Annotated in this window: 12 protein-coding genes; 4 read left to right on the top strand and 8 right to left on the bottom strand. The window is 47.8% G+C overall.

The annotated features are described in order from the left end of the window. Positions 1–2: 2 nt before the first annotated feature. Positions 3–962, top strand: coding sequence for a DUF1735 domain-containing protein (locus BWI93_RS12530; RefSeq protein WP_094811779.1), 960 nt, complete (start codon positions 3–5; stop codon positions 960–962). A 55-nt stretch (positions 963–1,017) separates the two neighbouring features. Here BWI93_RS12530 and BWI93_RS12525 read toward each other — a convergent pair whose 3' ends face one another. The 8 genes from BWI93_RS12525 to BWI93_RS12495 form a co-directional block, all read right to left on the bottom strand. Then, a complete protein-coding gene (locus BWI93_RS12525; protein WP_176454205.1) occupies positions 1,018–2,196 on the bottom strand; it encodes a BamA/TamA family outer membrane protein in 1,179 nt (392 codons plus the stop codon). Then, complete coding sequence (locus BWI93_RS12520) at positions 2,187–2,420, bottom strand: POTRA domain-containing protein (protein WP_094811776.1); 234 nt, start codon at positions 2,418–2,420, stop codon at positions 2,187–2,189. The genes BWI93_RS12525 and BWI93_RS12520 overlap by 10 nt, the downstream gene beginning before the upstream one ends. A 393-nt stretch (positions 2,421–2,813) precedes the next feature. Beyond that, positions 2,814–3,329, bottom strand: coding sequence for a DUF4136 domain-containing protein (locus BWI93_RS12515; RefSeq protein WP_094811774.1), 516 nt, complete (start codon positions 3,327–3,329; stop codon positions 2,814–2,816). Positions 3,330–3,483: 154 nt separating this feature from the next. After that, positions 3,484–4,971, bottom strand: coding sequence for an NAD(P)H-hydrate dehydratase (locus BWI93_RS12510; RefSeq protein WP_094811772.1), 1,488 nt, complete (start codon positions 4,969–4,971; stop codon positions 3,484–3,486). A 155-nt stretch (positions 4,972–5,126) separates the two neighbouring features. After that, positions 5,127–6,221 (bottom strand): head GIN domain-containing protein, encoded by a 1,095-nt coding sequence (locus tag BWI93_RS12505; protein WP_094811771.1) that lies wholly within the window; start codon positions 6,219–6,221, stop codon positions 5,127–5,129. Then, a complete protein-coding gene (locus tag BWI93_RS12500) occupies positions 6,218–7,369 on the bottom strand; it encodes a PspC domain-containing protein (protein WP_094811769.1) in 1,152 nt (383 codons plus the stop codon). Before BWI93_RS12500 ends, BWI93_RS12505 begins: the two co-directional genes overlap by 4 nt. An 8-nt stretch (positions 7,370–7,377) precedes the next feature. Then, a complete protein-coding gene (locus BWI93_RS27445) occupies positions 7,378–7,605 on the bottom strand; it encodes a hypothetical protein (protein WP_141217446.1) in 228 nt (75 codons plus the stop codon). Between the two features lie 58 nt (positions 7,606–7,663). Continuing rightward, positions 7,664–8,005 carry a PadR family transcriptional regulator gene (locus BWI93_RS12495; protein ID WP_094811767.1) on the bottom strand — a complete coding sequence of 114 codons (342 nt, stop codon included), beginning with the start codon at positions 8,003–8,005 and terminating at the stop codon, positions 7,664–7,666. A 253-nt stretch (positions 8,006–8,258) separates the two neighbouring features. Here BWI93_RS12495 and BWI93_RS12490 point away from each other — a divergent pair, with 253 nt between their 5' ends. The 3 genes from BWI93_RS12490 to BWI93_RS12480 are packed head-to-tail and all read left to right on the top strand — an operon-like array spanning position 8,259 to position 14,848. Beyond that, entirely contained in the window at positions 8,259–9,257 is a 999-nt protein-coding gene (locus BWI93_RS12490) for an acyltransferase (RefSeq protein ID WP_094811765.1), read from the top strand. After that, on the top strand, positions 9,254–10,414 hold the full coding sequence (locus tag BWI93_RS12485; RefSeq protein ID WP_094811763.1) for a hypothetical protein: 1,161 nt from the start codon (positions 9,254–9,256) through the stop codon (positions 10,412–10,414). The genes BWI93_RS12490 and BWI93_RS12485 overlap by 4 nt, the downstream gene beginning before the upstream one ends. Positions 10,415–10,423: 9 nt before the next feature. Then, on the top strand, positions 10,424–14,848 hold the full coding sequence (locus BWI93_RS12480) for a C25 family cysteine peptidase (RefSeq protein WP_094811761.1): 4,425 nt from the start codon (positions 10,424–10,426) through the stop codon (positions 14,846–14,848). Positions 14,849–14,889 lie beyond the last annotated feature (41 nt).

Genomic DNA, 14,889 nt, shown 5'->3' with positions numbered 1-14,889 from the left:
ACATGAAATCAATCATAAAATTCATTGGGTTTGTATTGCTGGCTTCAGGATTTTCCTCCTGTCTGAAAGATGAAGCAGCTCTTGATCCAGATAATTCTGTTAACGTAATTGAGTTTAAAAATCCTAGCAACTTCGTTTCTCCATACGGAAGCAAGTATTCTTTGTACAGTAGAGCTTTCGATCTCGCAACAGAAAACGATTATCCTATTACTGTAAGCTATTCAGGTGCACACGTAGCTCCTCAGGATATTACTGTTAATCTGGGAACAGACCCTACGGCTCTTACGCAGTATAATACCGAGCAGCAAGCCCATTATGATCTCATTCCCAGCTCCCTGTATACGCTACCTGCTTCCGTAGTCATTCCTAAAGGACAGCGTACGGCAACGGTGAATTTGAAGGTGAAAAGCAGTAGTTTCGATTTTACCAAAAACTACGTACTGCCCATCCAGATTCAATCGACTTCTTCGGGAACCGTTAGCGGAAATTTCGGTACTATTCTTCTGAATGTAAGCGTGAAGAATAAATATGATGGACGGTACCGCGTAACGAACATCACCTTTAGACACACTACGAATGCCGCATTCTCGGCCAACACGCCACGTACGCGTGATCTGGTAACGCTTAGTGCGAATTCTAACTATTTATTCGATCCGAACCTGAACGGCGGCTCTGCTTTCTTCAGCTTCTTGAATAATGGTTCTGGAAGCTATTTTGGAGCATTCTCTCCCGTATTCGCGTTTGATGATGCAGGAAATGTCACCAGCGTTACGAATTCAGTAGCCGTGAACGATCCAACTAATGCAAATAGAAGAACGGCTCGGTTGGATCCCAGTGGTGTGAACAAGATTACGATTAGTGGAAATTCCAAAGTAATGGAAGTGAGCTACATCATGGTTCAGGGCGGCGTAGACATTCTGTTCCTGAAAGAAAAATGGGAGTATACCGGTGCCAGACCCTAAGTTTGAAACCGTTTTCATTTGAAAAAAGCCGGGTGTCTTACCCGGCTTTTTTCATTTAAAATTCCCTTGCTACATTGAATCGAAAGCCCCCTACCCCATCCCGGGTAAAGGCGTAATGAAAGCGGAAAACCGCATTATACCAGGTGACAATATCCAAGCCTACGCCGTAGCCTAGCATAAAGTGGTTGGCGAAGCGGCTATTGTAGTAATCGCGATACTGATTCCAGGCCTGCCCGCCGTCGAGGAAAATATTGGGATAAACTTCAATCGGCAGCGTATTGAACTGCCTGATTTTTCGCAGCGGTTTCAGGAATATCTTTCGCTCCAGCAACTGATACCGCAGCGTATTTTTCAGGTAGAGGTAATGTTGCCCATCTACTGTAAAAAGCTCGTAGCCGCGAACCAGATCATTTAAATACCCCAGTCCTCTGGTCTGTAGGTACGGTTGCAATTGCGGGTAGGACGTCTTCCCTTCGGCAATCGCCCCGAAATACCACTTGCCCCCCAGGGGCCGATACCGGGCAAAACTCAACGTCAGGTCGGTCAGGTTGATTTGATCCTTAGGCATTATCCCATAGCGATTGGCTACCGCCTGAAAAACAAAGCCACGCAGGGGATACTGAGCCTTGTCCCGAAAATCGTACGTATAGCCGTAGGAGACCAAGAAATAGCGTTGTCGGGTTCTTTGCTGCAGAAAATAATTAGGATTTAGATCTACTACCGTATCCGCAACAGTATGCGTTGCGTAGCGAATCTCCAGATTCTGGAAGTCATAATAGTGATTACGACGGCTGAAGATCACATTGGTATAGAACCGCTCCCGTAACAGGTTTTCGCTGTGCAGATAGATTAGCTTGTCCTGATTGGTACGGTACGGCAGGTTTTTAGTAGTGTTGTATGAAATGCCAAAGGTGACGCCCAGCTTCTGTTTACGGTCGATGTATGGAATGCGGTACGAAAAGTCAAAATAGCGGGCAAACCCAAACTCAAGATTGATTTTCAGCTGCTCAGCCCGACCCCGAAAGTTGTAATGCCGCAGGTTTACGCCGTAAATGGTACGGCTCAAATCGCGGTTACGCTCAGTCCACCATTCATTAAAATTTCGGTCAGCCAGCTGAAAAATGGGAAAGCCCAGAATGTACCATTGCTCCCGCAAGTCAAATTCAATGGTTGCCGTCCGCACTGAATCGACCCGCGGTTCCAGGTTGACTTTTGCATCCGCCGTTACGAACAAGTTGGTATTGAAGACTTTCCGACGGTTTTTTCCAATCGCTCCGGCAGCATTTGCAGCGATAGCGTATCCCCTTCCCTGAAATCCAGCTCTCTACGAATAATGTAGTCTTTCGTACGTCGATTCCCTACCAGCCGAATTTCCCGCACCACTACGTAGTTCGAATCAGGCAACGCAGGGCTAAGTCCCTGAAAATGAAGCAAAGTACTTAATAAGGTGGCCAGCATAAGGGTTGGACTATACCTCAAAAGTATCCATTAAACCTAGCATGAGCACCCTGAGAAATTTTGCGATTTATTCTTTAAAAAAATTTACGTAAAAAAATTCAACTATTTCTTTAGATGTTTCAATATTATTCGTATCATTGCATAAGAATTGTTACGGACAACGCCGCAACGGTTCACCAAAATTGATACCAATCGTCAATGAATGACATTCAGCGACGTAAACGATATGGTTTTCAAATGGGAAGAAAGACCAATAACGGATTCGCCGATCTCTCTGAGATCGGCGAATTTTTGTTTTAGGTGTAGTCGCTAATTACTGCGTACCCATAAAAAAAGCCCCAACGTGGATAAATCCTGCGTTGGGGCTTTTTACCTGAACTAACTAAAGACTGCTTACTGCTTGACTACCATTTTTGCCGGAGCATAACCATAAGCCAGAGCCGGGTACTGATCCATGATACGCCGCGTAGCCGCCCGTAATTCGCGTTCGGATAAAGTCGTTTCCTTTTCAAAAAGGCCCGAAGCATAGCCCATCCACACGGAGCGGTTGAGGGTTTCATCGACCAGATGAATCAACAGCGTACCTTTCTTCAGTTTTTGATTCGCGTAGGCGGGACTGCTTTGTTTGAGTTTAAACTGATCCGTGTATACGGAAAACAGAACGGATAAATCCCCTCCTTCTTCCAGGGCTTTGTAGCCACGGGCATTCATCTGTTTTTCAATTTCCTGTAAAATAATTCCCTGCTCGTATTCGCCGAGGTTCTTTAAATCAGAACTTTTCAGGATAGAATACGTACGGTTATAGGCTAATGAAACTTGTTCGTCCAAAGTAGTATCGACTCGTACTTTACTCGTAGTACAGGCGGAGATCAGCAACGTGCAGGCAACCAGATAAATAAATGTTTTCATCGCGAGTCAGCGTTAAATGTGACGTAGACCCGAACTTAACCATTAATTCATTAAAATTTAACAATTTGGTAACATTAAAATTCAACTCCCTTTAAAAATCTCTTTTCATGCCTCTGAAAAGATCCTAAAAGGCTATTAATCAGAAACCTACGATTCACCACCGTAATCCATCGATTACATCCCCGGCAGTGAGAGCAACCATTCCCCGACGGGCAGCGGCTCGATCGCCAGCCTCACCGTGACGGTATACCCCCAGAATAGCCGCTTCTTTGGGTTCCAGTTTTTGAGCTAGTAAGGCGGTCAGTACTCCCGTCAGGACATCGCCCGTACCGCCCGTTGCCATTCCGGCATTACCCGTGGAATTAAAATGAAATTCGCCATCGGGCGAGGCTACGACCGTATGCTGACCTTTCAGTACTACCACTACCCGGTAGCGAGTACTAAAATCCTGAAGCAATTGTAGTTTTTCGTAATCATCTTTCCAGGGTTTACCTAATAGACGTTCAAACTCTTTCGGATGGGGCGTCAGGATTGTTTTGGGTGGTAGTTGTTCTAACAAATCCCGCTCCTGCGACAGCATGTTGAGAGCATCCGCGTCGATCACGCAGGGAATATCCTGAGCCTGGGTAATGAATTGGCGGAGTACATGCTGGTTTCGCTCCGACTGCCCCATACCAGGACCAATGCCGACCGCCGAATACTTGCTCAACTCATGCAATTGCGATAATTCCGTTTCGTGCTCGTCCGTCAGGCACATTGCCTCCGGCACGGAAGTCTGGATAATCATATAACCGCACTGGGGCACCTGAACCGTTAGTAATCCGACCCCACTCCGCAGGCAGGACCGTGAAGCCAGTACGGCGGCTCCAATTTTACCGTAACTACCAGCCATCAACAAAGCGTGTCCGAACGTTCCTTTATTGGAAAACGAATCGCGATCCGGGAGCTCGGGTACAGCCCGGGTATCGGTATAGAAATACGGACTAGGCGTTTGTTCGGCGTACGCTTGACTCAATCCAATGTCTACCAGATGCCATTTGCCTACGTACAAGGTATTCTTAGGTTGAAGAAAAGCTAATTTCGGTACCTGAAAACTTACCGTATGCGAAGGCTGTACGATGACGTCATCCGCTCCATTAGCCTGATCGGCAAAAAGACCCGAAGCAATATCTACAGAGATTATTTCTGCCTTACTAGTATTGATTTGCTGAATGGTATGAGCCAGTAAGCCCGAAGCGGATCGGGTCAGACCAGAACCTAGCAGAGCGTCAATAATTACGCTCGTTTGGCTCAGAGGCAGGGCTTGCTGATCGCTCAGCCACTGTACACTAGCTAGTGATTCGTAGCGTTGCAGATTGACATTGAAGTCGTCTGAACTGCGTTCGGAATGGCGAACCACATATACGTGAGGCCGATACCCCGCCTGATGCAGGAGTCGGGCAATGGCCAGCCCATCTCCACCATTATTACCCATACCGCAGAGAATGAAAATTTCCCGGTGTGTCTCGGCCAGTCCCGTACGCAGCAACCATTCGGTAAAAGCCGCCGCAGCCCGTTCCATTAAATCCACCGAAGTAATGGGTTCATTCGCGATCGTATACGCATCCCACTGGCGTATCTGCTCTACGGTAAAAAGTTTCATGATTAGATTTCGAGTTAAAAGGGCCACTACTACGTCCAGAATTTTCGGCTTCTGTCCTGTGAATGCCTGGTTGATAATCTGGGCAAGTAACGAAAAAACCCTGCCTCGGCCATCGAACCGAAGCAGGGTTTTACCTGTATTCTGAATTTGAAATCTTACTCTTCGCGGTCTATTGAACTGCCTCCTGAATGGTTTTCTTCCACTTTCGCGTTGCCTTTGTATTGAATCCGGCTGGCTCCGGAAGCCGTGGCATTCAGTATGGTGTTAGCCATGACATGAGCTTTAGAGGCCCCGGAAGCATCTACTTCTACTTCATTTGCTTTGAGTGAGAAAGCTTCTAACTGTGAAGCTCCGGAAACATCCGCCTTGAGTATCTGAGCTGAACCCAGTAACGTAAGGCCCGCAGCTCCGTGTACCGTTACTTCCATTTTCTCGGCGTTAAGTCCCGAGAACGTGGCTTTGGAAGCTCCCGCCAATTCAATGTCGCCGACATTATCAAAGCCTTTCACGATGGCCGACACGGCTCCGGTGAATTCTACGTTTTCCAGTTCCGGCATTTCAATCCGAATGCTTTGACGCCGGTTGCGGAAGCCAAATCCAAGTCGGTTTTTCCGGTTTATTACCAGCGTATTTCCCGAAACCCGTACGTTTATATCATCGAGCTGGCGTTCATTTTCAGCGTACACCGTCACTTTGTAGCTGCTTCCACGTTTCACTTCGACGGCGTATCCACCGGAAATATCCAGTTTGGAAAAGCCATCCAGGTTATATTCCTGAGGCGTACCTCTGCCGATTTGGCTTTCGTACGAATGGTCATTTTCATCTTCGTTGTAGGATTCTTCTTGCTGCGGAACGTTACGGTTCAGGCAAATCAGCTCGCCATCCCGCGTGTATTGCCACAGAGAACCTTCAAACTGATTTTCGTCGAAAAGCTGCCGGGGGAAAACGTTGGTTACGTACTGGGCGAAACGCTCCGTCATACTGAAGGTTTTTTCGTACGGGATGTACAACTTCATCCGGAGTTCCTGTGCCCGGAACGGCGTGCCTTCGGGTAGATCAAAATACTGATCAAAGACAATGATGGAATCCCGCTGACTGACTTTATGCGTGATTTGCGACGCTAACCGTTCGGCATCTTTCCGGCTCTGGCCACGGCTGGAAAATTCTTCGATCAGTTTAATTTCCGTGCCGTCGTAGGCTTCCATGCTTAGGCTACCGTTGCGATGCTCGTCATAATCGTCGTCGTTCATGTCGAATACAGGCGTTTGAGCGTGGGCAAAAACGTCGTTTTTTCAACCGTTCCGCGTCGGGAAAAATTGGACACGTACTGCGGAATCATCACCGACGAACCAATGGTACCGATCAGAAAGACGCCCAGCAGCGTTTGCCAAACCACGGGCCGGAAGTAATTCTGCCGACCTAGTAAGGACAATCCAGCGACACCCAAGGCAATAGCCGGAGCAACCAGTCCCAAAAAGCTGAACACGAACATCCAGGGCGAAGCATCACTCAGCAAACCCACGGGAATATCCATACCCATACGCGAGTGGTCGAGTCCGGAAAGGCCCAGAGCAATGCCCAGAGTTACTACCAGGCCCAGAATAAACGATAAACTGATGACAATCAGCATCACTCCAGCGGCAATGCGAATAAGTACGAACAGGAAGTTAAAAAACGGTCCTAAACCCTCGAAGATGGCCGCAATAGCCCGGAAAGGGAACAGCAGAATCTTCGTAGCCGTACTTTCTATGGGCTGATTTTCTACGTTCAGCGTCTTCTTGATATTGGTTTCAATATTGGTAAGCGTAATAGGCTCCCCCTGCATTTTCATGCGATCTGTGAGGGTCTTGGCCTGTGGCGTAATGATCCAGAGGACGAAGTACAGAATAAGTCCTGAGCCAAACAGCAGAATACTCAGTACCCAGACAAAGCGAATGATTCCCAGATCCCAACCTGTGTAGGCAGCAACCCCAGCGGCAACCCCACCTAAGGCCTTTTTTTCGGGATCACGGTAGAGTTTCCGTAATTTTTCATCTTCTTCCAGGTTAGCATTACCGGGGAACGATACCCAGCAGGCTATGTAGATAATAAAGATAATACCACTGAGGGGGCCAAAAACATCGCCCAAGCCGGACATGCCACCAAAGACAGGCGTACCAATGAACAGCACCAGAGCCGCCAGCCGAACCCAGAGTGGATCGACGTTGAGGTAGTGTGCAATCCCGGAACATACGCCTCCCAGGACTTTACGTTTGGTATCCCGGTACAGGCGTTTCTGAACGGGAGGAACTGTCGTTTGAGCCGGTCCTGCCGTCGTGTACGTGGACTGCGACGAGGTTTTGGGCGTACCGAAATCTTCATCCTCTTCCAAGGCTTCAAAATCGGCTACGGTACCCATGGCCTGAATCAGCTCCTCGACATCCTCGGAAGTGATGGCTCGTTTTTCGTCTTTTTTGACCTTCTCGTAGAATTTTTCGGCGATACGGGCTTCAATGTCCTCGATGATTTCGGCACTGCTTCGTACGAAGAAAAATAGCGTTTAATGGACTCCAGATAGCCTTGCAGGCGGTCGTAGCCGTCTTCTTCGATGTAGAAAACAACTCCCGCAATGGTGATGGATATGGTCTTTTTCATTGGTTCAATGACTGAATGTTAGCATGATAGCAGACAGGAACGGGGTACGCCGTCGGTCTTATTCGCCCTTCGATTCTTTCGCCACAATTTCATTTACTGAAAACTGAAGTTCTTCCCAGGTAGTCTGTAGCTGAGACAGGAACTGGCGGCCGCTTTCAGTCAGGATATAATATTTTCGTGGGGGCCCGGAAGAAGACTCTACCCATTTATAATCCAGCAAACCCGAGTTTTTGAGGCGGGTAAGAAGCGGGTAGAGAGTACCTTCTACGACCATGATTTTGGCCGCAGTCAGCTCCTCTAGCATCGTAGAGGCGTAAACCTCTCCCCGCGAGATGATGTGCAGAATGCAGTATTCCAGGATTCCCTTCCGCATTTGCACTTGAGCATTTTCCAGGTTCATTTCGCGTAATGTTTAAACAGGTTCGGAAAGAGCTCATTTCATTCCTTGATCAAGTGGACTGAGCAGGCTATTCGTCCCGAAGCCTAATCCGGTTTCTGAAACAAAAGTAATAGCAGGTACTTTGTTATGCAAGGTAGTTGGCAAAATAAATTTTATCGTAGTTTATATATAGTAAGAATGGCTCAAATACGGGATGAGATGGAAGTGAGTACTAAAAGCTCTCTTTTCAGGAAAACATTCTATTTTTGCCAGCATGACATCAACCCAGCGACTACAGAATATTGATGCTCTTCGGGCAATAGCTTCGCTGTCGATCTGCGTATTGCATCTGGGCACAGATCAGTTATTTTCTCCAGAATCTGTATTTGTAAGACTCCTGTATCACAATCCATTTAATGTGCTGGTCTTTCGTGTCATTAGCGGTTATGTCATTATTCAATCCTTATCTGATCACCCATACCAGTGGCGTTACCTTGGCTCATTCCTGAAACGACGCTACTTACGTTTAGAACCTGCCTTTATACTTTCCGTATTCCTGGTCGTTTTTCTCAACTACCTTTCTTCCATAGCTCCAACGTATGCGGGTTCTGCCTTTCAGCTCAACGTACCCGTCATTTTCACCAACTTGGTACATATCAACTCTTTGTTTGATTACCCTTTTCTGAATGCCTCGTACTGGACCTTGTTTGTAGAGTGGCAGTTTTATCTGTTGATAGGGTTAGCCGCACCTTCTTTTTTCAGAGCCTCTCCCACTGGGCAAAGCGTCGGACTGGTGCTACTGTCCAGTTTAGGCTTCTTCACGGATAATCATCTTTCCGTATTTCATGACTGCTCCTTATATGCCTTGGGAATTTTAGCGTGGCAACGACACCGTACGGCCCTGGTACCCTCGACGTTTTGGTGGACGTTTTCTGCCCTGCTATGTATTTCGGTCTACACCCACCGATCTGATCTCATCCATTTGCTGGGCGTCCTGTTCGCTTTTTTCGCTATTGTTTTTCGACTACCGCTTCGCCTGCCCCGGTTCCTGGGTCAGATTTCGTATGCCTTGTTTTTAACCCACTTACCCATTGGTACCCGTTTCACCCATTTAGCCAGCCGCTATTATGCAAGCATAGAATCCCGCCTGGTTATTTTAATGCTGGGGGTTGTGGTATGTATCGCCTTTGCCTACCTTTTTCACCATACGGTCGAGAAGTTTTTCCAAAGAAGATTTAAAAATGTTCTCTTCAGAAGGATGTATCTGTCATGAAGCTCGTTTTTTCTCCCCTGTGTAAGCTACTGGCTTTGGCAGCTTTTTACAGTTTGCTGATTTGCGAAGGCCTCCGCTTCGTCCCTGACCAGGGGTGCACACCTGATTCGTACGCTTATCTCGAATCAGCCTTGGCTTTATCGAGCGGAGAAGGGTACCAATGGCACGGTGGCTGGAATACTCTCTGGCCCCTGGGCTATTCGGCCTGTATTGCCTTCGTTCATTGGCTGCTGCCAGTATCTCTTTTGTGGGCGTCCAAACTGGTTAATCTCCTTGCTATTTATGGGCTCCTGTATGTATTACACCGAACCTACGGTAACCGGGCATACGTGATGGGTTCTGCCCTGGGTTATCTAACGAAGATGGCTATTTACACCTGGTCGGAAACCTTATTCATCGTCATTCTGGTTTTAGTCTGCCTGCAACTTTACCGCCACTGGACGCATGAGGCGGCCAACTCTTTTGCCTTTCTTGGCTTAAGCTACGCTGCCTTTTTAGTACGTTACATGGGCGGCTTTGTGGGTGTGAGTCTGGCAATTGCAACCGTGTATTTTCAGCAGAACCGACTACATCTACAGGCTCAATGGTCCTTACGTATGTTCTCTACGTTAGCAGTGGGCTATGGCTTGTATTTTGGAGTAAATCTCTGGCAGGGCGATTCACTATGGGGTGGAGCACGTTTCGTGGAAACCGAGCCTTTACCTGCTCTCCTGGGTGGAATAGCTCAGGGATGGTTCAATGAATTTATAGTACTGCGGGACGCTGCCGTAGATGACCCCTTGCTCTGGGTAAGTCTATTGATAGAGCTGGCTCTTTTCATTTACATCTTTAATGTTTATTCCTGGAAAGGGACGACGTTCAACCTTTCCAGAGCTAGTATATACCTTTACGTGGGAGGAGTGTATGGCCTGATCATTACCTTCTTACGCTTGATTAGTCCGTTTGATCCCTTAAATTATCGACTCCTCGCTCCCACTACCCTGCTTGGATGTCTGGCTGCCCTGGACTGGCTTTCCTCACCCTTACAAGCCCGGTACTGGGAAAAAGTAAAACGACCGGTATTACTATTTTTTATAATGATTCCGCTGACTAATTTACTACCCAAAGAATTGTTTAAATTGCGTACTTTATTCCAGCTTATTATCCCTAATCTATAATTCACCTTTATGTTAGCCAACCGTTATACTTTATATATTCTTTTTATTGGCTTGCTCCTATTTAGTCGAAGTCATGCTCAGCAGGGCCGATTTGGGAATGAATGGATTAACTACGAACAAACGTATTTTAAAATTCCGGTCTGGGAAAAAGGCGTTTATCGTATTCCTTATGACCAGCTACGGCAAGCCGGTTTTCCTGTTGAAAAGAACCCCGTTTCCTATCAACTTTTTAAACAAGGTACGGAGCAAGCTATAACGGTTAGTGGACAGGAAGATGGCAAGTTTGACAGCAACGATTACGTTGAATTTTACGGTGTTCCCAATGACGGTAGTCGGGATGCTTCTTTGTACCGGGATCCGAAGCTTCAAACCAATCCGAAAGTAAGTTTATTCAGTGATACAACGTACTACTATTTAACCTACCGACTAGACAGTCAGCCCGGAAAACGAATGGAAACGGTGGCAGCACAGGCTCCCGGAACCTTGCAGGCGGAACCCTTTCACTGGCAGGATGAGCTTCTGTTGTTTAAAGCGGGTTATCCCGTGGGGCCTACGTATCCAATTGGCGTACGGTACCTTTCAGGAATGACGATTAGCTCTTATGAAGTAGGCAAAGGCTATACCGACGCAAGGATCAATAACGGGCAAAGTAAAAGCTATACCTTTTCCCTTACCAATCCCTATACCGCAGGGGACAAACCTAAATTGGAGCTGTCAATCTACGGAGGTACACCCGATCCCCATAAACTTGAGATCCGAGGAGGAACTAGCTCGACCCAAAACCGACTTTTGGGAACAATCGATTTCAAAAATTACGATCTTCAGCTATTCAAGGCCGACCTCGACTGGAGTGATTTGTCAGCTCAATCACACGTTTTAACGGTTGCTTCTACCAAGGGTTCTTTCGATAATGAATATAACTACGTGGTTTACACGCAACTTTCGTACCCGCAAGCCCTGACGCTGCAGGGAGTGAATACGGGTAAAACGTTCCGTTTACGAGCCAATACTACAGGCACTTCGTTTGTTCAGCTTGGTTCCGCCTCCGCAACCGATCAGATTTACGACATTACCCAACCCGACCAGATACGTCGTATTACAGGTACGCTGACGAATGGTGTTTTATCAGCTGTCATTTCACAAACCAGCTCTGGACGTAGTCTCTGGGTGAATCGACAATTAAAGAATGTAGCTACTATCAAACCGACCGGCTTCCGCAAGATTGATCCGGCTAAAAGCAACTACCTCATTGTTACGAATAAACGTCTGCAGAAACCTGCAGGGGGTTATGCAGATATTGTCAAAGAATACGCCACCTACCGAGCATCAGCAGCGGGTGGTAAACACGATACACTGGTTGTCGATATTGACTTTTTAGCCGATCAGTTTAACTACGGTGAGCGTAGTGGCGTGGCTGTTCGCCACTTTGCGGATTACATGATTCAACATGGCAAACCCGAGCACCTGTTCCTGATTGGCAAAGCTCTGGCTCCTCAGTTTTACCGTTTTATTCCTGATTTCTACCAGAATAACCTCGTACCTGCGGGCGGCTGGCCGGGATCCGATTGGGTTACCGTTGAAGGTCTGACGGGTGAAAAGGATATTCCGGGCGTTCCGGTGGGCCGTTTGAGCGTAACCAAGCCGGAAGAAGTATTAGCCTATCTAAATAAAGTCAAAGAATATGAACGGCAGGAACCCGCATTGTGGCGTAAATCCTTCCTTCACCTGAGTGGTGGTAAAACTACTGGAGAACTCAACTTATTTCGCAACTACGTTGAGAACTACAAAACGATTGCTGAAAAGAATAATCTAGGCGGAAAAGTATCCATTACTTCTAAAAAAACGGATGATCCGGTTGAGTTTATCAACATCTCCAGCTCCGTCAATCAAGGCCTGGGCTTCATTACTTTTTTCGGTCACGCCGCAGCTCAAATCTCGGACATCGATGTAGGATATGTGACGAATGAGTCACTCGGCTATCGGAACAAAGGAAAGTATCCCATTATGATTATTAATGGTTGTGATGCCGGCAACATTTTCGATAACAACCTGGCGGCCATACCACTCAGTTCCGACTGGGTAAATACAGCCGATCGGGGAGCAATTCTGGCTCTTGCCACCAGTTTTAGTGGGTTCCCTACCTATTTGAACGGCTATTCTACGACGCTCTACGAACAGATGTTCAAAAACGAATTAGGTCTGGGCAAATCCTTTGGTAGTTCCCTGCTCACGACCATCCGTAGTTATCTCAAAGCTTATCCGGGTGAAATGGCTTTAGGACATTCTCAACAATTTGTCCTTCAGGGCGATCCTGCTATTGTTCCCTTCCCTTATACCAAACCCGATTACGCCGTTACGAACTCTGGCCTGTTTCTGAAAGGTTTTGATGGAAAAGAGGTCGTAGCCAGTGCGGATTCGTTCCGCGTAGGAATGGTGGTCAGTAACCTGGGTCGGAATCTGGTTAAACCTTTTACCATCAGCCTGAAGCGGACACTTTCTAATGGCCGCGAAATTGACCTGGGTTCGCGTCGATACGCTCCGGTTGCCTATCAGGATACGCTGTACTTCACCGTAAGCAATGCCGCAAACAGTGGTGGAAACAACCGCTTTGATGTGACGATCGACGCGGCCAATCAGATCGATGAATTAAACAAACAGAACAACAAAGCATTCATTAGCCTCGCCCTGCCCGGTTCGTTAGCCCGGCCCGTATTGCCGCACGATTTTGCCATTGTAGGAACGCAGGAAAACGGTGCTCCGACGGCTCGTCTGATGGCGGAATATACGCCAACGAATGCCAGCGTAACTGCGGGAAATATCCTTTTCGAACTGGATACGTCGGCGGCCTTCACTAGTACGTTCAAGAAAACAACAACGTTGCCTTCCAGCAATGCCGAAGGCTGGAAAGTAGCTCTGCTTGCTTCTGACAGCACCGTCTATTACTGGCGGGTACGCGATGCCGATCAGGCCGTGAGTGGTACCAACCAGTGGTCTACGTATTCATTCACGTACATCAAAGGGGTGGAAGACGGCTGGGCTCAAAGCCAGTCAAACCAGTTCGAAAACGTACTGACCGATCAGGTACTGTTGCGGAACGGCCGCTGGGATTTTTCGGGCTCGGCGACGTCGGGTGTGCTGACTTCTTCGCTGATTGGTCCTACCACTCGCTGGGGTGCCATTCGCCAGCAGGTCACCAAAAACGCTCAGCAGAAGTCTTCGCTCGACGTGTACGGGGTAGATGCCCGTGGCAATGAAACGCTGCTAATTACTAATCTTACGTCAACGCTGATTGACATCAGCAAGATTGACGCCAGGCAATATCCGAATTTGCGATTACGGGAAAAAATCAGTGGTCCTACGGCTCCACAACTGAAACGCTGGCTGGTTTCGTATCAGGGCGTTCCTGAAGGAGCCTTGTACGTACAGGGACGTACTTCGTACCTGTCCACACTACCGCTGACACTGGAAGAAGGGGCTTCCTTTACGCAGGCTCTGAATTTCAATGTACTCAGCACGGCTACCTTTACAGATTCACTGCTGGTTACCGAAACCCTCACGAATGCCGCCGCCAGTGTTACCACTACGAAACAATACCGGGTAGCCGCCGCCAAGTCGATTCCCCTGTCGCTGACGTACCGGAATTTGCAGGCCGGAGAAAATCGTCTTTCGATTAGTGTCAATCCACAGGTGTTACCTGAAGTAAGTTATACCAACAACACCGTTACGTTTGCTCTGAACGTGCAGGCCGACCGCACGGCACCCACGCTGGAAGTGACGTTTGATGGCCGAACGATCCGCGAAGGAGACTACGTTTCGGCGAATCCCGTGATTGTCGTTCGTGTGAAAGATTCGAATAAATACGCAATCAAGAAGGATACCGTGGGAATCGATTTATACTGGCAAAAACCGGAAGGTGCGTTACAACGCCTTTCCTACAAAAACCCGGCTATGAAATGGGATACGCTGGCCGGTAATGAAGTACGGGTTACCTACCAGCCTAAAAACCTGGCCGAGGGCACGTATTTCTTCCAGGCCCAGGGGAGTGATGTGGCTGGTAACAATGCCGGAGCTTTGCCTTACGCCATTCGTTTCCAGGTCAAGGCGGAAACGGGACTTCAGCAGTTTCTGGTTAGCCCGAACCCGCTGGAGCTGTATACCCGCTTCCATCTGGTACTGACGGGCGACAGTCTCCCCGATGCCATGACGGTTGAGATCATGAGTATGCAGGGACAATTGCTACGCGTACTTAGCAACGAAAGCCAGCCGCTGCGAGTAGGAACCAACGAGTATTTCTGGAACGGTACCGACCATCAGGGCAACCGCCTTCCGCCCGGCACGTATATCTACCGACTGAAATTGAGCCAGAACGGACAAACCTATCCGATCATTGATCCGGCTTTTAAAGCAACGGGTCGTGTGGTTATCGTTCGCTGATATTCTGTATAAAAAGTAAGAAGTCCGAAGCAGTACTGCTT

Origin of the sequence: Siphonobacter sp. BAB-5385 (genome assembly GCF_002261125.1) — a bacterium.
In the GTDB taxonomy this organism is placed as follows: domain Bacteria; phylum Bacteroidota; class Bacteroidia; order Cytophagales; family Spirosomataceae; genus Siphonobacter.
The sequence above is the reverse complement of the archived record's forward strand: the minus strand, read 5'-3'. Positions and strand labels throughout refer to the sequence as shown.